The sequence below is a fragment of the Ectopseudomonas khazarica genome (assembly GCF_017915135.1).
In the GTDB taxonomy this organism is placed as follows: domain Bacteria; phylum Pseudomonadota; class Gammaproteobacteria; order Pseudomonadales; family Pseudomonadaceae; genus Aquipseudomonas; species Aquipseudomonas khazarica.
The window spans coordinates 3,523,390-3,542,601 of sequence record NZ_CP068551.1; the positions used below are offsets into that span (position 1 = coordinate 3,523,390).

A 19,212-nucleotide genomic window follows, 5' to 3' on the forward strand; every position below is an offset into this window, starting at 1 on the left:
CAACGATCCTTAATCTGCAGATGTGCTGGGGAGGACGGCGAAGGGCTCAGGCCTTGCGCAGCCAGTAACGATAGACACCCGAGTCGACTTCTTCATGCAGCAGCGCATGACCGGCCAGCGTGGCGAATGCGCGGAAGTCGCGCTGCGAACCGGCATCGGTGGCACTGACCTTGAGTACGGCGCCGCTGGCCAGGCGATTGAGCTCGAGCTTGGCTTTGAGCAAGGGCAGCGGGCAATTGAGCCCGCAGGCGTCGAGTTCGGCATCGAAAGCCGGTACGTCTGTCATCGTCTACTCCTGATAAGGGCGCTAGGATAACCAAGCCACTGCAACCCTGGCCAGCGCGCTAGCTGGCCGGCTACAGTAACCCCCTTTGCCCTCCGAGAGCCCTGAGTGCATGACTTTTCTGCGCCCCACCCTGCTGACGCTGGCCTGCCTGTTCGCTGCCCACACGGGAGCCAGTGACCTGCCGTCGCTTGGCGATGCCAGCTCCTCGATCGTCTCCCCTCAGCAAGAACACCAACTCGGCCGCGCCTGGCTCGGCCTGCTGCGTGGCCAGGTCTCGCAACTGGATGACCCGCAGCTCAAGGACTTCGTCGAATCCAGCGTCTATCGCCTGTCGGAAACCAGCCAGCTGCAGGACCGCCGCCTGGAGTTCGTCCTGCTCAACAGCCCGCAGCTCAACGCCTTCGCCGCCCCGGGCGGGATCGTCGGGGTCAACGGCGGCCTCTTCCTCTACGCCCAGACCGAAGCCGAGTACGCCTCGGTCATGGCGCACGAACTGGCGCACTTGTCGCAACGCCACTTCGCCCGTGGCGTCGAGGCGCAGCAGCGCATGCAACTGCCGCTGATGGCCGCCATGCTCGCCGGCATCGTCGCCGCTGCAGCGGGCGCGGGGGATGCCGGCATCGCCACGATCATGTCGACCCAGGCTGCGGCGATTCAGGAGCAGCGCCGCTTCTCGCGCCAGAACGAGCAGGAGGCCGACCGCATCGGCCTGGTCAACCTGGAAAAGGCCGGCTACGACCCGCGCGCCATGCCGTCGATGTTCGAGCGCCTGATGCGCCAGTACCGCTACGACGCCAAGCCGCCGGAATTCCTCCTGACCCACCCGGTTTCCGAGTCGCGCATCGCCGACACCCGCAACCGCGCCGAGCAGTACCCGGTGGAAGGCCGCGAGGACAGCCTGCGCTACCAGCTGATGCGCGCCCGCGTGCAGCTGACCTATGAAGAGACGCCCGGGGTCGCCGCCAAGCGTTTCCGCGCCATGCTCGACGAGAACCCGGGGCTGGATGCCGCACGCTATGGCCTGGTTCTGGCGCAGATGAAGACCGGCCAGCTCGACGAGGCCGGCAAGACCCTGGCACCGCTGCTGAGCAAGGCCCCGGACGACATCGTCTACAACCTGGCGCAGATCGAGCTGGACATGGCCGCCAACCGCCTCGACGCAGCCGATCGACGCCAGGCACGCATGCGCACCCTGTACCCCAGCAACTATCCGCTGCAACAGAGCGGCATCGACCTGCTGCTCAAGCAGCAGCGCATCCCGGATGCCGAGCGAGCGCTGGATGACCTGCTGAAGACCCGCAGCAAGGACCCGGACGTCTGGTACCAGGTCGCCGAGGTACGCGGCCTGAGCGGCAACACCATCGGCCTGCACCAGGCGCGCGCCGAGTTCTTCGCGCTGGTGGGTGACTACAACCAGGCGATCGAACAGCTGGACTACGCCAAGCGCCGCGCCAGCAACAACTTCCAGCTGGCCTCGCGCATCGACGCACGCCAGCGCGAACTCTCCGAAGAGAAACGCCTGGTCGAGCAGATGTTGCGCTGACGCACGTGCTGGCACGGTCTTTTGACCGCGGTACGTTCGGCCCTCTCCCCCGGCCCCTCTCCCATGAATGGGAGAGGGGAGCAAACCGTGCGGGCGCTCCATCCGGGCTACGAAGGCGGTCAATGCGGTGGCGCACTGGTTTGGCGAAGTGCGGCGCGCTCGCCCCTCTCCCCCGGACCCTCTCCCATGAATGAGAGAGGGGAGCAAACCGTGCGGACTCTACGACCGTAGCCCGGATGCAATCCGGGGAATCCGTAGTACAGCCCCGTAGCCGGCCCCGGATTTCATCCGGGCTACGAAAGTGGTCAATGCGGTGGCGTACTGGTTTGGCGAAGTGCGGCGCGCTCGGCCCTCTCCCCCGGCCCCTCTCCCATGAATGAGAGAGGGGAGCAAACCGTGCGGGCGCTGCATCCGTAGCCCGGATGCAATCCGGGGAGTCCGTAGTACAGCCCCGTAGCCCGGCCCCGGATTTCATCCGGGCTACGAAGGTGGTCAAGGCGGTGGCGTACTGGTTTGGCGAAATGCGGCGCGCTCGCCCTCTCCCCCGGCCCCCTCTCCCATAAATGGGAGAGGGGAGCAAACCGTGCGGGCGCGGCGTCCGTAGCCCGGATGCAATCCGGGGAGTCCGTAGTACAGCCCCGTAGCCCGGCCCCGGACTTCATCCGGGCTACACGCGCAGCCTGAAATGAAAAGCCCCGCACTAGGCGGGGCTTTTCTTTCAGCGGATGGCTCAGGCGCTTTGCGCCAGGTCCATCAGCTCGCGGTTGGCCACGGCGTACATGGCGTAGTCGGTGCCGGTCGCCGAGCGCAGGTCGGCCAGCATGGCCTTCCAGCGATCGACCAGGCGCTGATGCTGGTCGAGCCACAGCGCCACCCGTGCCTCGATGTCCTGCGGGCCGTCGACCATCTGCAGGACCGACACGGTGACCGCCCGCTGCTGCCAGTCGAGGTCGTCGCGGAAGGCTTCGCGGGCCAGTGCCTGCCAGTTGTTCTCCACCGGCAGGTTGGTGATCTGCTGCAGGTACCAGGACAGCTCCAGCGCGCCACCCACGGCGAAGTAGGCAGTCGCCACTTCGCTGGCATCCTTGCCGGTCACGTCTGCGGCTTCGATGATCGGCAGCAGGGTGTACAGGTGGCTGGTGCCGGCGACCACGCGCGCCAGTTCCTCCGGCGTGCCAGCCTCGACGAAGCTCTGGTAGCGCGCCAGCCACTGCTCGCGCGCCGGGCCTTCGAGCAGCTCGTCCAGGCGACCGACCAGCGCCTCGATACGCGGCGCGAAATGCGCCACGTCGCGGGCGGCGTCCAGCTCGTTGCGCCGGCTGCGCAGGAACCAGCGCGTGGCCCGACGGCCCAGGCGCATCAGCTCGTCCATCAGCTGCAGCTGCAGGTCGGCCGGCACCTTGTAGTCCAGCGCCTCGATCTGCTGCCACCAGTACGGCAGGCGGAACAGGTCACGCACGATGACGTAGGCGCCGGCGACGTTGGCCGCGCTCATGCCGGTGGACTCCTTCAGGCGCTGCACGAAGGTGATGCCCATGTGGTTGACCAGGTCGTTGGCGATCTGCGTGCTGACGATCTCGCGCTTGAGGCGGTGACGGCGCATGGCGTCGCCGAACTTCTCGGTGAGGATATCCGGGAAGGCGGTTTCCATCTCGCGGGCCAGGTAGTCGTCATCCGGCACCTGAGACTTGAGCAGGGACTCCTTGAGGTCGATCTTGCTGTAGGAGATCAGTACCGACAGCTCCGGACGGGTCAGGCCCTGGCCGTTGTTGGCGCGCTCGTTGAGCTCCTCGTCGGACGGCAGGAACTCCAGGGCACGATCCAGCTTGCCGGCGCTTTCCAGCGCGTTCATCAGGCGCTTGTACTCGCCTGCCCGCTCGCGCGCACGGCGCTCGGCCAGCGACAGTGCCTGGGTCTGCTTGTAGTTGTTGCCGAGCACCAGCTCGGAAACGTCGTCGGTCATCTGCGCCAGCAGCTTGTTGCGCTGCTTCTCGGTCATGTCGCCGCCGGCAACGATCTCGCCGAGCAGGATCTTGATGTTGACCTCGTGGTCGGAGCAGTCCACGCCGCCGGCGTTGTCGATGAAGTCGGTGTTGCTGGCGCCGCCGTGCAGGCCGAACTCGACACGGCCGAGCTGGGTCATGCCCAGGTTACCGCCCTCGCCCACCACCTTGGCGCGCAGCTCGCGACCATCGACACGCAGGGCGTCGTTGGCCTTGTCGCCGACGTCAGCGTGGCTTTCCTTGCTGGACTTGACGTAGGTGCCGATACCGCCGTTCCACAGCAGGTCGACCGGCGCCTTGAGCAGTGCGTTGAGCAGCTCGGTCGGCGCCAGGCGATCGGCGGCGATGTCGAAGCGCGCCTTCATCTGCGGGCTGATGGCGATGCTCTTGGCGCTGCGCAGGAAGATGCCACCGCCCTCGGAGATCAGCTTGGCATCGTAGTCGGCCCAGCTCGAACGCGGCAGCTCGAACAAGCGCTTGCGCTCGACGAAGCTGCGCGCGGCGTCCGGGTTGGGGTCGATGAAGATGTGCATGTGGTTGAACGCCGCCACCAGCTGCAGGCTTTCCGACAGCAGCAGGCCGTTGCCGAACACATCGCCCGCCATGTCGCCGATGCCGATCACCGTGACGTTGTCCTTCTGCACGTCGATGCCGCGCTCGCGGAAGTGACGCTGCACGCTGACCCAGCCGCCCTTGGCGGTGATGCCCATGCCCTTGTGGTCGTAACCGGCCGAACCGCCGGAGGCGAAGGCGTCGCCGAGCCAGAAGCCGTACTCGGCGGCGATGCCGTTGGCGATGTCGGAGAAGGTCGCGGTGCCCTTGTCCGCCGCCACCACCAGGTAGGGGTCGTCGGCGTCATGGCGCACCACGTTGGCCGGCGGCACCACCTCGCCATCCTTGAGGTTGTCGGTGATGTCGAGCAGGCCGCTGATGAAGATGCGGTAGCAGGCGATGCCCTCGGCCATCACCTCGTCACGCGAGCCGCCGACCGGCATCCGGCGCGGCACGAAGCCGCCCTTGGCGCCCATCGGCACGATTACGGCGTTCTTCACCTGCTGCGCCTTGACCAGGCCGAGCACTTCGGTACGGAAGTCTTCTTCACGATCCGACCAGCGCAGACCGCCCCGCGCAACGTCGCCGAAGCGCAGGTGCACGCCCTCGACACGCGGGCTGTAGACGAAGATCTCGAACTTCGGCACCGGGCGCGGAATGTCCGGAATCAGGCGCGGGCTGAGCTTGAAGCTGAAGTAGGCCTTGCCCTGGCCATGCTCGCCGTTCTGGTAGAAGTTGGTGCGCAGGGTAGCCTTGATCAGGTCCAGGTAGCGCCGCAGGATGCGGTCCTCGTTGAGCACCGCAACGTTGTCCAGCGCAGCGAGGATGGCCTGCTCCAGTTTCTGCTGCTTGTCGTCGAGGTCTTCGGCGGTGAGCTTGCGCGCCAGGTAGAAGCGCGTGCGGAACAGGCGCACCAGCTCCTTGGCGATGTCGGCGTGGTTGACCAGGGTGGCGGCGATGTAGCTCAGCGAGAAGCCCAGGCGAATCTGCTTGAGGTAGCGCGCATAGGCGCGTAGCAGCGCCACGTCGCGCCAGGGCATGGCCGCGGTCAGCACCAGGCGGTTGAAGGCGTCGTTCTCGGCGTCGCCACCGACGATGTGGATGAAGGCATCCTGCAGGGTGTCATTGAGCTGCTGGATGTCGACATCCAGGCCTTCGGCATAGGTGAAGGCGAAGTCGTGGATCCAGAACTCGCGGCCATCGGCACGGCGCAGCTTGTAGGGGAACTCGCCGAGCACGCGCAGCCCGAGGTTCTCCAGAATCGGCATGACGTCGGACAGCGGCAGGGGCGCATCGGCGTGGTACAGCTTGCAGTGCAGCTGCTGCTCGTTCTGCGCCAGCGGCTGGTAGAAGCTCATCACCAGCTGCTTTTCGCTGCTCAGGCTGAGCAGGTGCTGCATGTCCACCACCGCCGAGTGCGGGGCGAAACGCTCGCGATAGCCCGCCGGGAAGCCGCCGGGGAATTCCGCCAGCACGTTGGTGCCCTGCGCCTCGCCGAAGCTCTCCACCATCAGGCCGGCGTAGTCATCCTTCCACGAACGGCAGGCCTGGATGACTTCCTTCTCCAGGCGCACGGGATCGATCTGCGTCTTGCTCTTCGGGTCGACCCGCAGAATGAACTGCACGCGGGCGAGCACCGACTCGGAGAAGAAGGTCCAGAACTCGCAATCGGTGGCCTGCAGGCGCTCCATCAGCACCTGCTGGATCTTCACCCGGGTTTCGGTGGAGTACACGTCACGCGGCACGTAGGCCAGGCAGTAGCAGAAGCGGCCATAGGGGTCGCGACGCAGGAACACGCGAATCTTGTTGCGCTCCTGGATCTGCACGATGGCCATGGCGGTGCTGAACAGATCGTCGACCGGGGTCTGGAACAGGTCGTCACGCGGCAGCACTTCCAGCACCTGGGCCAGCTCCTTGCCCAGGTGGGCGCTGCTGTCGAAACCGGAGCGCTGCTTGATCACATCCACCTTGCGGCGGATGTAGGGGATGTTCCACACGCTCTCGGCATACACCGCCGAGGTGTAGAGGCCCATGAAACGGCATTCCTTGACCACGTTGCCCTTGGCATCGAGTTCGCGGATGGAGACGAAGTCCGGGTAGGCCGGGCGGTGCACGCGGCTCGGCACGGCCGCCTTGGCGAAAGACAGCAGTTGCGCTTCACGCAGGTAGGCGACCGCCTCCGGCTCGATGTGCAGCTCGTCGGCCTTGAGCCCGGAGCGCAGGCGCTTGGACAGGCCGAGCAGGGATTTCTCGTCGTAGACCATGGTGCCGCCTTCAGCGGAGGGCGCCACGGTGAATTCCTCGTAGCCGAGGAAGGTGAAATGGTCATCCAGCAACCAGCCGAGGAAGACCTTGATCTCCTCCAGCTCGGTCTTGTCCACCTTGAGCTTGGCGCGGTCCAGCCAGGCCAGCAGCTCGCGTGCCTTGGCCTTCATCGGCTGGAAGTCGGCAACGCTCATGCGCACGTCGCCGAAGACTTCATGGATGGCCTTCTCCAGCGTCTTCAGTTCGGCGGAGCTGGCGCAGCGGTCGATTTCCAGGAACATCAGCGCTTCCTGCAGCACGCCCTCGCCCTGGGTGCCACGCGGCAGGATCTCCAGCAGCTGGCCGTTCTTGTCGCGGCGCACGCTGAACACGCTGTTCTGCAGGGTATGGATGCTGTAGCCGTGGCGGTTCAGCTCCATGCGCACCGAATCCACCAGGAACGGGATGTCGCCATGGAGAATTTCCACCGCCGTATGGGTGGACTGCCAGCCGTGCTTCTCGTAGTCGGGGTTGAACGCCCGCACCTGCGGCTTGGCGTGATCGAACTGCTCCAGCATGCGCCAGGCCGACAGGGTGCAGCCGACCAGGTCGGAAAGACGCCGCTGGGTCAGCTCCTCGAGGGCGATGATGCCGAAGAACTGATCGGCGAAAAGGGCTACTTGTGGCAGCGCCTGCTCACTCACGTGCTGCGCCAGGGCCGCTTGCAGTTGGTGCTGGAAGTCGGCTTTGCTGGCCGCCGTAAAGAACGCCATGTTTTTGCTCCGTTGGGCTGGTGGTTCGACAGGACATCTGGATCGCTGCCGCTGGGTGTTGCCAGGCGGTTGAACAACCACCTGCGTTGCCATTGCTGCCGCGTCTACGTTTGCAATGGTCTGCTAGTTCAACGTTAGTCCATGAAGCGACAATGACACCTGCGAGTCGCATCGGACCGGCGCGAAGGGAGACGACCGACTGGTCACGTATGACCGCCGAGCTTAACGAGGGAAGCCCTGCAACCGCTTGCGGTGCTGCGACATTTTCTTTCAAGGCTGCACCGAGACGGTGCAAAAGAGAAAACCATGGCCCGCCAGCGCAGGGCGAACGAGCCATGCAGAAGGGTCAGGCGCCGCGCATGGCCTCGGGCAGCGCCAGGACGATCTGCGGGAAGGTGGTGATCAGCACCGCCGCCAGCACCAGCAGCATGAAGAACGGAAAACTGGCCCGCGCCACCGCCCCGAGGTTGCGCCCGGTGAGGTTCTGGATGACGAACAGGTTGAAGCCCACCGGCGGGGTGATCTGCGCCATCTCCACCACCAGGATGACGAAGATGCCGAACCACAGCAGGTCGATGCCCGCCGCCTGCACCGCCGGCAGGATCACCGCCGTGGTCAGCAGGATGATCGAGATGCCATCGAGGAAGCAGCCCAGGGCGATGAAGAACAGCGTCAGCGCCAGCAGCAGCAGGTACGGCGACAGCTGCTTGGCGATGATCCAGTCGGCCAGCGCCGCCGGCAGGCCGGTGAAGCTCATCGCCGACGTCAGGTAGGCCGCGCCGAGCAGGATGAAGAAGATCATGCACGAGGTGGAGACGGCGCCCATCAGGCTGGCCATGAAGGTCTCCCGGGTCAGCGCCCCGGAACACAGCGCGATCAGCAGCGCGCCGACCACCCCCACCGCCGCGGCCTCGGTCGCCGTGGCGATGCCGCCATAGATCGAACCGATCACCGCGACGATCAGCCCCAGCACCGGGATCAGCAACTTGGCCCGGCGCAGTTTTTCCATGAACGGCAGGCGGTCGCCCTCCTCCGGCAGCTGGCTGCGATTGCAGGCCGACCAGAGCATCAGGTAACCGCTGAAGATGGCGAGCAGCAGCAGGCCGGGCAGAATGCCGGCGATGAACAGGCGCGAGATCGACACCTGCGCCGCCACCCCGTAGACGATCATCATGATCGACGGCGGAATCAGCAGGCCGAGCGTGCCGGCGCCGGCCAGCGAGCCCATGGCGATGGACTCGGGATAACCGCGCGACTTCAGCTCGGGCAGGGAAATGCGGCCGATGGTGGCGGCGGTGGCCGCGGACGAGCCGCTGACCGCCGCGAACATGCCGCAGCCGAATACGTTGACGTGCAGCAGGCGCCCCGGCATGCCGCGCATCCAGGGTGCCAGGCCGTTGAACATGTCTTCGGAAAGGCGTGTGCGGTAGAGGATCTCGCCCATCCAGATGAACAGCGGCAAGGCGGTCAGGGTCCAGCTGGCGCTGGACGCCCAGCTGGTGGAGGCCAGGATCGAGCCGGCCGGCGCGCCGCCGAACAGCTCCATGCCGATGATGCCGACGCCGAGCAGCGACAGGGCGACCCAGACGCCGCCGCCGAGCAGCACGAACAGTGCCAGCAGCAGCGTAATGGTGATGGTTGTGTAGTCCACGGGTTCACTCACGAATCAGTGCGGCGATGGCCGCAATTAAGGATCGAGCCATGCGGCTCACTCGCTCATCGCCGTATCGGCCTCGGCAGACTCGAAACGCCTGCCCAGGCAGGTCAGCACCAGGCGCTCGGCCATGGCCACGACCAGGATCAGGGTGCCGAGCAGCATCGGCAGCTGAGGCAGCCACATCGGGATCGGCAACAGGCCCGAGGACACTTCCTTGAACTCGTAGGACTCCAGCACGAACAGGGTGCAGTACCAGGCCAGGTAGGCGGCGATGCCAAGACCGATCAGTGTGGCCAGCACATCGGCCGCACGACGGCCACCAGGCGGCAGCAGGCGCAGCATCAGTTCCACGCGAATGTGTGCGCCACGTTGCAGGGCATAGGGCAAGGCGAGAAAACCGGACGCCGCCATCGCGTAGGCGGCGAACTCATCGGCCGCCGGCACCATGGTGCCCAGCTGGCGGGCCACGATCTGTGCCACCACCAGCACGCAGATCGAGACGAGAAAGACGCCGGACAGCCATCCGGACAGGGTGTAGAGCTTGTGCAGTGGGGTCATGAACAGCGGGCTCCCTGGGCAAGCTTGAAGAAAAAGCCCATCGCTGCGACGCAGCGATGGGCACTGACATCAGCGCTGGTAGGCGTCGAGGATAGCCTGGCCGTCGGCCCCGGAGCGCTTGAGCCACTCTTCGGCCATGGTCTGGCCGATCTGCTCGAAGCCCTTCTCGACCGCAGCCGGTGCCTGCTCGGACACCTGCATGCCGTTGTCGGCCAGGGTCTTGACCAGCTCGCCGGTCTTCTCCTGGGCGATCGCCCAACCACGCGCCTCGGCACGCTTGGCGGCATCGAGTACCGCAGCCTGGGTCGCTTCCGGCAGGCGCGCGAAGGCACGTGCGTTGACGATGACGAAGTTCTTCGGGATGAAGGCCTTGACGTCATAGTAGTAGGAAGAGAAGTCCCAGGCCTGGGAGTCCACGCCCGTGGTCGGCGAAGTGAGCATGCCGTTGATCATGCCGGTGCTGAAGGCCTGTGGAATCTCGCCGGTCTGGATCACGGTCGGCACCGCCCCCATCAGCTCGGTCATGCGCGAGGTGGCCGGGTTGTAGGCACGGAATTTCATGCCCTTGAAGTCGTCCATGCTGGCGACCGGGGTCTTGGTGAAGATGCTCTGCGGCGACCACGGCATGGCGTACAGCAGCTTGATGCCCTGCTTGGCCAGGCGCTCCTCGACGGCCGGCCGGCTGGCGGCCCACAGCGCCTGGGCCTGCTCGTAGTTGCGCACCAGGAACGGCACGCTGTCGACTTCGAAGATCGGGTCTTCGTTACCCAGTACCGACATCAGCACGTCGCCAGCCTGGATCTGCCCGGTCTGCACCGCACGCTTGACCTCGGGGCGCTTGAACAGCACCGAGTTGGCGTGCACACGAATCTGCAGCTCACCCTGGCTGGCCTGCTCCACGTCCTCGGCGAACGACTTGGCCACGGTCGTGATGAAGTTGCCGTCGGGCTGCTCGACGCTCATGTTCCAGCGCTCGGCAGCCTGGGCGCCGACGCCCAGTGCGCAAGCCAAAGCGGTAATAGCGAAACGCGATGCGATGCTTTTCATGGTGCTCTCCTGTTAATTGTTCTTTGTGCGCCGCACGCGCGGCTGGAAGACGATTTCGAGTCTCAGCGCATCGCCCTACCCTGTCCAACTAGAAAAACCGGGGGCGCATGATCGGAATTCGTTATGGGATGAAACGGGGCATCGCTGTGGCAAATGCACCAGCAGCGGGCAATCGCTGACGGCTCCTGGAAAACCTGGGCAAGGCCGCCTGCGCCGAGGCATGACAGGCAGGCGAGCGGGATTCAAGTGCGCTGAGCGAGCCTGCCGAGGGGGCTTCTCGAGGGGCCGTCGACCAGCGAAAGGGCTCAGGCGCTCTGCTGTTCCGGCGCCGGGGCGACGCGCGCCATGCAGGCTTCGCCCATTTCCTCGGCATAGACGTCGAGTGCCTCGCAGGCCAGGGCGATGATGTCTTCGCTGAGTTCCAGCCCGACCCCGGTGCGCCAGGTGGCCACCACCGGCAAGGCCGGCGGCTCGGGAACGTCGTCGAGAATGCTCAGCACCCCCTGCTTGAGTTCATCGTGGACCAGCGCCGGCGGCAAGGCGCCGACCCCGAAGCCATCGCGAATCAGCCGGGTCATCGCCGCGATGGAGTTGACGCAGTTGATGCGCGGCGCACTGACGCTGCCGGCGTGCAGCAGGTTGAGAATGTCCTGGTGTGGCCGCGAGTTCTTCGAGAAGGTGATGATGCGCTCGCGCGCCAGCTCATCCGTGGAGGCGTAGCGGCGGTGGTACAGCGAGCCGGTGGGCACGATCCAGCGCACCGGGAACACCGCCAGCTGCAGATTGCGCACACTGTCGCCATTGACCATGTCGGTCTGGAACACGATGTCCAGATAACCCTTGAGCAGTTGCTCGTTGAGGTTGCGCGCGGTGTCGGCGGTCAGTTCGATCTCCACTGCGGGGTAGCGCTCCATCACCCGTGTTACGAACGGACTCAACCAGGTGTGAATGACGGTATCCATCGCCCCGATGCGGATGCGCCCCTGGATACTGCCGGTATCGCTGATCGACTGCTTCAGCGCCTGCATGGTGTCGATCATCCGCTCGGCGTATTCGAGCACCTTCTGCCCTTCGGGCGTCAGCGACACGCCCTTAGAATCACGCAGGAAAAGACGCGTACCGAGTTCATCCTCGAGCGCGGCGATGCGGCTGGAAATCGACGCCTGGGTACTGAACAGCTTCTCGGCAGTCAGGCGGAAACTCTTCAGCCGCGCCACCCAAACGAAGGTCTCGAGAAATCTCAGGTTCATGCCACAACGCCTCTTCGCAATATCGTCATCCGGGCCTGATCGTCAGCACCCATGCTGCCTTGGGCGTAGCAGGTTGCATGCCAGAGGTTTTTCGCCCGGCGGATGAATTTTCCTATCGCCGGCCCCCTGTTTTTTCTCGTTGGACGCAGCCGAACAACGCTTTGAAGAATGGCGGCGCGCTCCGCGCAGACCACAACAACATCATTCAAAACGCGCTCTGCCAAGCAGCCGCTCTCGCCGCTGCGCGCTCCCAACAGGAGACACTGCAACCATGAAACCCCATTACCCACTGGCATCCGCGCTGCTGCTCGGCAGCGGCCTGCCAACCCTGGCGCACGCCGACTTCATCGCTGACAGCAAGGCCAGCGTCGAGATGCGCAACTTCTACTTCAACCGCGACTTCCGTCAGAGCGGCGCTCGCGACAAGGCTGAGGAATGGGCGCAAGGTTTTCTGCTGCGCATGGAATCCGGCTACACCGAGGGCACCGTCGGTTTCGGCATCGATGCATTGGGGATGCTCGGCCTGAAACTCGACTCCGGCGACGGCACCGCCGGCACCGGCCTGCTGCCGGCCGACCGTTCCGGCGGTTCGCAGGACGATTACTCGAAGCTCGCCCTGACCGCCAAGGCCAGGATCTCCAACAGCACACTGAAAGTCGGCGCCCTGCAGTTCCGCAGCCCGATCGTCTCCGCCAATGACTCGCGCTTGCTGCCGCAGACCTTCCAGGGCGCGCTGCTCAACGTCCAGGAAATCGACAAGCTGACCCTGCAGGGCGGTAAGATCAACCGGATCAAGGCCAACAGCTCCAGCGACTACACCGAGATGAGCGGCAACCGCATCGGCGGCAGCAGCGATTCCTTCGTCTTCGGCGGTGGTGAGTACAAGCTCACGCCGCAGCTCACCGCCGGCCTGCACTACGGCACGCTGGAAGACATCTACCAGCAGTACTACGGCACCCTGGTGCATGTGCTACCACTGGGCGAAGGGCAGTCGCTGAAGAGCGACCTGCGCTATTCGCAGAGCCGCGAGGACGGCAACTTCCGCGACCTCGACAACAAGGCCTTCGGCGCCATGTTCACCTACAGCCTGGGTGGCCATGCCTTCGGTGCCGGCTACCAGCGCATGAGCGGTGACGACCCCTTCCCGTACATCGCCAACAGCGACCCCTTCCTGGTCAACTTCGTGCAGATCAACGACTTCGCCAATACCCAGGAACGCTCCTGGCAACTGCGCTACGACTACAACTTCGCCAGCCTCGGCATCCCCGGCCTGACCTTCATGACCCGCTACATCTCTGGCGACAACGTCGAGGTCGCCGGACGCAGCAGCGAGGGCAAGGAGTGGGAGCGCGACATGGACATCGCCTACGTGGTGCAGACCGGCCCGCTGAAGAACCTGGGCCTGAAATGGCGCAACGCCACCGTTCGTTCCAACTTCGGCAACGATCTCGACGAGAACCGCCTGATCCTCAGCTACACCCTGCCGCTCTGGTAAGCGGCGTTGCGCGGACGGGGCCTTCAGGGCCCCGTTTTTCATTTCCCGGGCGGCAAGATAGCCATAGACTTTCACCGCAGTCGTATGACAACTTGCCGATTCCCGAGAATCATCCTGAAGAAGATGGCGAGGCGTTATCGTGACTTTGCACCTGTCCTGGCAACAAAAATTCCGCGCCCTCATCGCGCTCACCCTGATCAGTCTGGCATTGATGGCGGCCGCCTCGCTGTGGGCCAGCCACCGCCTGAGCAGCGCCCTGCAAGCCAGGGAGCAGGCGGCGAGCTACGCCAGCGCCAGCACCGAACTGATGAACCGCTGGTGGCGGCAGAACGCCCAGCGCCAGCAGCTCACGCCCGAGCAGCTGGCGGCATTCGGCAGCGGTCTCGATGAACTGCACGAACTCATCGGACAACTGTTGACCAAGGCTCAAGCCCTGCGAGACGACGATACCCTGCAACACGCACAGCGGATCCAGGCCATCCTCGAGGAGGAACTGGAACAACAGCGTCAGTGGCTGAGCTTCAACCAGGCGCTGGGGCTGTCGCCCTTCGATGGCCAGCGCAAGGTCCTGAGTGAAAAGGGCAAGGCCCTGGAAGCCATCAGCTTCGACCTGATCAAGCCGTTCATCACCAGCGCACTGAGCAGCCAGCGCGACTACCTGTCGACCTTCGATCCGGCCTTCGCCCAGATCGCGCTGACGGCGATCGGCAAGCTGCAGGAGCAGATCGCCGACCTGGAGTGGCAGCAGACCCCGATCGGCAAGAACGTGCAGGCCTACGCCGATACCTTCAGCGAAGCCCATGCCAGTATCGAGCGCATCAACGCCACCAACCAGCGCCTGGGCCAGCTGGGCGAAGACTTGCAGGCGCGCATGACACAACAGGCTCGCGCCCTGCAGGACGGCCTGCTGCTGCGACGTGCGCAGGAGGCGGAGCAATCGCGCATCTCCGCGCTGTGGCTGATGGGCCTGAGTTTCCTGGCCGTCGCCGCCCTGCTCTGCTTCCCCCTGCTGCAAGCCTCACGCACCCTGGTCAGCCGCCTGCGCAACGTCATCCAGCTGCTCAGCCAGGTGGCGTCCGGCGACCTCAGCGGCAAGCTGCCGGTGGGAGGCAACCGCCGCGACGAATTCAATCAGCTGGCAGACGCGGCCAATCGCATGATCCAGGGCATCGGTGGCATCGTGGCCGAGGTGGTGCGTGCCAACGGCGAGCTGAGCCGCTTGCACAATCACCTCGGCGACGCCATGCGCCAGCTGGGTGACAACAGCAGCCAGGTGGAGATGCAGACCGAGCAGGCCGCCTCCGCCTCGCACCAGATCAGCGCCACCCTCAACGACATGGCGCAGCGCACTGCGGAAGTCGGCAGCGCCACCACCAGTGCCTACGACGCGGCGCGCAACGGCGGCGAAGTGATCGCCGCCAGCGTGAACAGCATGAGCCGCCTGGCGCAGCTGATTCAGGACACGCACAACCAGGTGGACGCCCTCGGCCAGAGCAGCGCCCGGGTCAACGGCATCGTCGATGTGATCAACAGCCTGGCCGACCAGACCAACCTGCTCGCGCTCAACGCGGCCATCGAGGCGGCGCGGGCCGGTGATGCCGGACGCGGCTTCTCGGTGGTGGCCGATGAAGTGCGCTCGCTGGCGCAGAAGACCGTGGCCGCCACCACCGACATCAGCGCCATCGTCGGTGAGTTCCAGCACCAGACCCGGCACATGCATCAGTTGATGAGCAACGGCCTGAACCTGGCAGCCGACAGCGAACGCCATGCGGCGCAGGTCGCCGACGCGATCACCTCGATCACCTCGGCGATGGAGCGCCTGACCGGCGAGATGAACCAGGTGGTGGTCGCCATCGAGGAAGTGTCCACCACCACCGAGGACATCGCCGACAAGATGGAGACCATCCACGTGCATACCGGGCAAAGCAAAGAGCTGCGCCATACGCTGGGCGGTCATACCGAGGGGCTGTCATCCCAGGTCGACGCCCTGGGTCGCAGCGCCAGTCAGTTTCGCCTGGTATGAGCACGGCGGGCGCCAGCTCGAGGCTGACGCCCGCCGCCGTGGTTCAGCGCGCCTGCTCTTGCCGATATTCGTGGATGATCCCTGCCCGCGTGTCGCCGGCACGCGCCAGCCACTCCTCGGTCAGCCGCTGCCCCACCTCGACCAGCCCCTGCTGCAGGGTCGGATCGATGTCGCGAACCACCTGCATGCCATGTCGCGCGAGCATCCGCGTCTGGTACTCGGTCAGTGCCCAGGACAGCTCCCAGCCTGCCCGCTCGGCGCGCTCGGCCGCATGCAGCAGGGCCTGACGCTGCGCCTCGGGCAAGCGCTGGAAGGCACGCTCGTTGACGATCACGATGTTCTTCGGGATGAAGGCGCGCACGTCATAGAAGTGCGAGGTGAAGTCCCAGGCGCGCAGGTCCACCCCCGTGGCGCTGGAGGTGAGCATGATATCGACCTGGCCGTCGCGGAACGCCTGCGGCACGTCCTCGGTGTCGATGGTCGTGGGCCGGGCCTCGAGCAGTTGCGCCAGGCGCGAGATGGTTGGGTTGTAGCTGCGAAAGCTCAGGTCGCGGATATCGCCCGGCTGGCGCAGCGGGCGCGTGCTGAACAGGCTCTGCGCCGGCCAGGGCACCGCATACAGCAGGCGCACACCATCGGCCAGCAGGCGCTGCTCGACCGCCCCGCGGCTGACGGCCCAGAGCCGGCGCGCCTGCTCGTAATCGGTGGCGAGAAACGGCAGGCTGTCCAGTTCGTAGAGCGGGTCCTCGGCACCCAGCGCGGACATGAACACATCGCCGAGCTGAATGTCACCGCGGCTCACGGCGCCCTTCACCTGCGGCCGGCTGTACAGGGCAGAACCGGGATGCACGCGAATGTTCAGCTGCCCCTTGGTGGTCTGGCGCACATTCCTGGCAAAATCGACGGCCACGCGGCTGATGAAATTGCCAGCCGGTTGCTCCACCGACATCGACCAGGACGCGGCACCTTGCGCGGATACTTTCATGGGTAGAACGACGAGCAACGCGCAGAGCGCGGACATGCAGGGAGCGGTCTTCATCGGGGTCCCCCGTTCGTGTCGGGTCGAAGGAAACGCAAGAGGCCCCGGTGCGGGGCACCGGGGATGCGCCAGAACGGCGCCAGGGAGCGTTCACCCGACGCACTGTCGACCCACGCGACGCGCCCTGTCCAACGGGAAAAACCAGCGCCTCGCGATCGAAAAATCCGATACCCGCCACCATCAGCTTTTCCTATCTCCGGCGGATGTTTTTATTAGTTGGACGCTGTTCCGTGGCAACGGAAAAAATGCAGCCATCAGCCAGTACAGCTCAACGCTGCTGGAATCGACAAGCCATGATTAGGATGCTCCCTTGAACAGCCTGCTTCTGAACTGCGACATCGGCGAAAGCTTCGGCGCCTGGACCATGGGCCTGGACGCCGAGGTCATGCCCTATATCGACTGCGCCAACATCGCCTGCGGCTTCCACGCCTCCGACCCCAGCGTGATGCGCAAGACCGTGGCCCTTGCCGTGGCCCACGACGTACGCATCGGCGCACATACCGCCTACCAGGACCTGGTCGGCTTCGGCCGCCGCTCGATGGACTGCACGCCCCAGGAAGTCGAAGACCTGATGCTCTATCAGATCGGTGCGCTGGAAGGCCTCTGCCGCAGCCAGGGCAGCCGCGTCAGCTACGTCAAACCGCATGGCGCGCTGTACCAGGACATGATGCGCAAGCCCGCCACCCTGCGCGCGGTGATGAGCGCCGTGGCCAAGTACGATCGCCAGCTACCGCTGATGCTGATGTGCACCCGCGACAACGCTGCCGCCCAGGCACTGGGCGACGAGTTCGGCCTGACCCTGTGGTTCGAGGCCTTCGCCGATCGCGCCTACGACGCCGCCGGCTACCTGGTGAGCCGCAGCCTGCCCGGCGCAGTGCATCACGACAGCGAAGTGATAGTCGCCCAGGCCGTGACCCTGGCACGTGGCGAGGCGCTGCAGGCCAGCGATGGCAGTGCCCTGCCGCTGGTCGCGCAGACCCTGTGCGTGCATGGCGACAACGCCAGCTCGGTCGCGGCGGTCAAGCGTATCCGCCAGGCCTTCGACCATCTGGCCCAGGCATGAAGGCGCCCAGTGTGCGACTGGAAGTCGCCGGCATCGACAGCCTGATCCTGCGCCTGTTCGATCACATCGACGAAGCCAACATGCCCTGGATGCTGGCGGCACGCACGCGCCTGCAGGCCGCCTTCGGCGACGCCCTGCTGGACCTGGTGCCCTCCTACACCACGCTGCTGCTGCACTATGACCTGTGCCAGCTCGACAGCGCCCAGGCGCGCGCCAAGGTCGCCGAGGCACTCGATGGCCTGCAGCCTGCCGACGTGCAGAACGGCCGTGAGCACCAGCTGCCGACCTGGTACGACCGCAGCGTCGGCCCGGAACTGCAGCTGCTGGCACGCCGCAGCGGTCTCAGCGAAGCCGAGGTGATCGCTCGTCACAGCGGCCATGCCTACCAGGTGTTCGCCCTGGGTTTCGCACCGGGCTTCGCCTTCATGGGGCTGGTCGAGGAAATCCTCGCCGCACCGCGCCTGAGCACGCCCCGCCAGCGTATCGCTGCGGGCAGCGTCGGCATCGCCGAGCGCCAGACCGCCGCCTACCCGGTGGTCTCCCCCGGCGGCTGGAACCTGATCGGGCGTACCCCGACTCGCCTGTTCGGCAGCGACATCGAGGGCTACAGCCTGCTGCAACCCGGTGACCGCGTGCGCTTCGTCGCTGTCGAACGTGCCGAATTCATTCGCCTGGGCGGTGACGACAGTCCGCTGGAGGCCAGCCAATGAGCGCGATCGGCAATGGCCTGCGCGTGCTGCGCAGCAGCCCTTTCATTCAGTTGCAGGATGCTGGGCGCTTCGGCGTACGCCACCTTGGCGTGACCCAGAGCGGCGCACTGGACTGGATCGCCCACCGCTGGGCCAACTGGCTGCTGGGCAACCCGCTCACGGCAGCCGTGGTGGAGATCACCCTCGGCAACCTCGAGTTCGAATGCACCCGCGATGCGACCCTGGCGCTGACCGGCGCGGATCTCGGCGCGCGTCTCGATGACCAGGCCTTGCTGCCCTGGCGCAGTTTCCGCGTGCGCCAGGGGCAGCGCCTGAGCTTCGCCACGCCGCGCCAGGGCGCACGGGCCTACCTGGCTGCGCCCGGCGGGTTCAAGGCGCCCCTGGTACTGGGCAGCTGCGCGAGCATGCGCCGCGAGGGGCTCGGCGGCCTGCACGGCGACGGCCGCCCGCTGGCCGTGGGTGATGCGCTCACCTGGGACACGGAAGCAGCCGCTGCCCGGCAGATGCCCGCGGTGTGCATCCCCGTCTACGAGGATGCCCCCCGGCTGCAGGTGGTGCTCGGCGCGCAGATCGGTGACTTCCGTGGCCAGAGCCTGTTCGACGCCTTCAACAGCGAGTGGCTGATCGACCAGCGTGCCGATCGCATGGGCATTCGCCTCAACGGTCCGCAACTGCAATGCCAGCGCGGCTCGATGATCTCCGAAGGTATTCCGCTGGGCGCCGTGCAGGTACCCCCGGACGGCCAGCCGATCATCCTGCTCAATGACCGCCAGACCATCGGCGGCTATCCACGCCTCGGCGCGCTGACACCCCAGGCGGTGGCGCGCCTGGCGCAATGCCTGCCGGGGCAGAGCCTGTGGCTGCAACCGACCACCCAGGACAGCGCACAGCGCAGCCAGCGTCGACTGCTCGCGCAGTGGCAATGAGCGGCCGCGCCCGGGCAATCCAGCACGCGCTGTGATGGACTGC

13 protein-coding genes are annotated in these 19,212 nt (G+C 65.7%); 6 read left to right on the top strand and 7 right to left on the bottom strand.

What is annotated here, in order from left to right:
* Window positions 1–46 precede the first annotated feature (46 nt).
* Window positions 47–286 carry a sulfurtransferase TusA family protein gene (locus JLK41_RS16655; protein ID WP_037057431.1) on the bottom strand — a complete coding sequence of 80 codons (240 nt, stop codon included), beginning with the start codon at window positions 284–286 and terminating at the stop codon, window positions 47–49.
* Between the two features lie 109 nt (window positions 287–395).
* On the opposite strand from JLK41_RS16655, the gene JLK41_RS16660 reads away from it, so the two are divergent.
* A complete protein-coding gene (locus tag JLK41_RS16660) occupies window positions 396–1,829 on the top strand; it encodes a M48 family metalloprotease (RefSeq protein ID WP_047589932.1) in 1,434 nt (477 codons plus the stop codon).
* 730 nt (window positions 1,830–2,559) lie between these two features.
* Here JLK41_RS16660 and JLK41_RS16665 read toward each other — a convergent pair.
* The 5 genes from JLK41_RS16665 to JLK41_RS16685 form a co-directional block, all read right to left on the bottom strand.
* Window positions 2,560–7,401 (bottom strand): NAD-glutamate dehydrogenase, encoded by a 4,842-nt coding sequence (locus tag JLK41_RS16665; protein WP_047591678.1) that lies wholly within the window; start codon window positions 7,399–7,401, stop codon window positions 2,560–2,562.
* Window positions 7,402–7,747: 346 nt separating this feature from the next.
* Window positions 7,748–9,052, bottom strand: a complete 1,305-nt coding sequence (locus tag JLK41_RS16670) for a TRAP transporter large permease (RefSeq protein ID WP_152489161.1) — start codon at window positions 9,050–9,052, stop codon at window positions 7,748–7,750.
* A gap of 57 nt (window positions 9,053–9,109) precedes the next feature.
* Window positions 9,110–9,616 (bottom strand): TRAP transporter small permease, encoded by a 507-nt coding sequence (locus JLK41_RS16675; RefSeq protein WP_037056200.1) that lies wholly within the window; start codon window positions 9,614–9,616, stop codon window positions 9,110–9,112.
* A gap of 69 nt (window positions 9,617–9,685) precedes the next feature.
* On the bottom strand, window positions 9,686–10,663 hold the full coding sequence (locus JLK41_RS16680) for a TRAP transporter substrate-binding protein (protein ID WP_210389401.1): 978 nt from the start codon (window positions 10,661–10,663) through the stop codon (window positions 9,686–9,688).
* Between the two features lie 305 nt (window positions 10,664–10,968).
* On the bottom strand, window positions 10,969–11,913 hold the full coding sequence (locus tag JLK41_RS16685; protein WP_037056204.1) for a LysR family transcriptional regulator: 945 nt from the start codon (window positions 11,911–11,913) through the stop codon (window positions 10,969–10,971).
* Between the two features lie 271 nt (window positions 11,914–12,184).
* On the opposite strand from JLK41_RS16685, the gene JLK41_RS16690 reads away from it, so the two are divergent.
* Window positions 12,185–13,408 (top strand): OprD family porin, encoded by a 1,224-nt coding sequence (locus JLK41_RS16690; protein ID WP_152489162.1) that lies wholly within the window; start codon window positions 12,185–12,187, stop codon window positions 13,406–13,408.
* 139 nt (window positions 13,409–13,547) lie between these two features.
* Window positions 13,548–15,431 carry a methyl-accepting chemotaxis protein gene (locus JLK41_RS16695; RefSeq protein WP_210389402.1) on the top strand — a complete coding sequence of 628 codons (1,884 nt, stop codon included), beginning with the start codon at window positions 13,548–13,550 and terminating at the stop codon, window positions 15,429–15,431.
* Between the two features lie 43 nt (window positions 15,432–15,474).
* On the opposite strand, the gene JLK41_RS16700 is transcribed toward JLK41_RS16695, so the two are convergent.
* Complete coding sequence (locus tag JLK41_RS16700) at window positions 15,475–16,416, bottom strand: TRAP transporter substrate-binding protein (protein ID WP_244976436.1); 942 nt, start codon at window positions 16,414–16,416, stop codon at window positions 15,475–15,477.
* Between the two features lie 364 nt (window positions 16,417–16,780).
* Between JLK41_RS16700 and JLK41_RS16705 the strand changes: the two genes are divergently transcribed.
* The 3 genes from JLK41_RS16705 to JLK41_RS16715 are packed head-to-tail and all read left to right on the top strand — an operon-like array spanning window position 16,781 to window position 19,169.
* Window positions 16,781–17,533, top strand: a complete 753-nt coding sequence (locus tag JLK41_RS16705; RefSeq protein ID WP_210389403.1) for a 5-oxoprolinase subunit PxpA — start codon at window positions 16,781–16,783, stop codon at window positions 17,531–17,533.
* On the top strand, window positions 17,530–18,243 hold the full coding sequence (locus JLK41_RS16710) for a 5-oxoprolinase subunit B family protein (protein WP_037056215.1): 714 nt from the start codon (window positions 17,530–17,532) through the stop codon (window positions 18,241–18,243). Before JLK41_RS16705 ends, JLK41_RS16710 begins: the two co-directional genes overlap by 4 nt.
* Window positions 18,240–19,169, top strand: coding sequence for a 5-oxoprolinase subunit C family protein (locus JLK41_RS16715; protein WP_210389404.1), 930 nt, complete (start codon window positions 18,240–18,242; stop codon window positions 19,167–19,169). The genes JLK41_RS16710 and JLK41_RS16715 overlap by 4 nt, the downstream gene beginning before the upstream one ends.
* Window positions 19,170–19,212 lie beyond the last annotated feature (43 nt).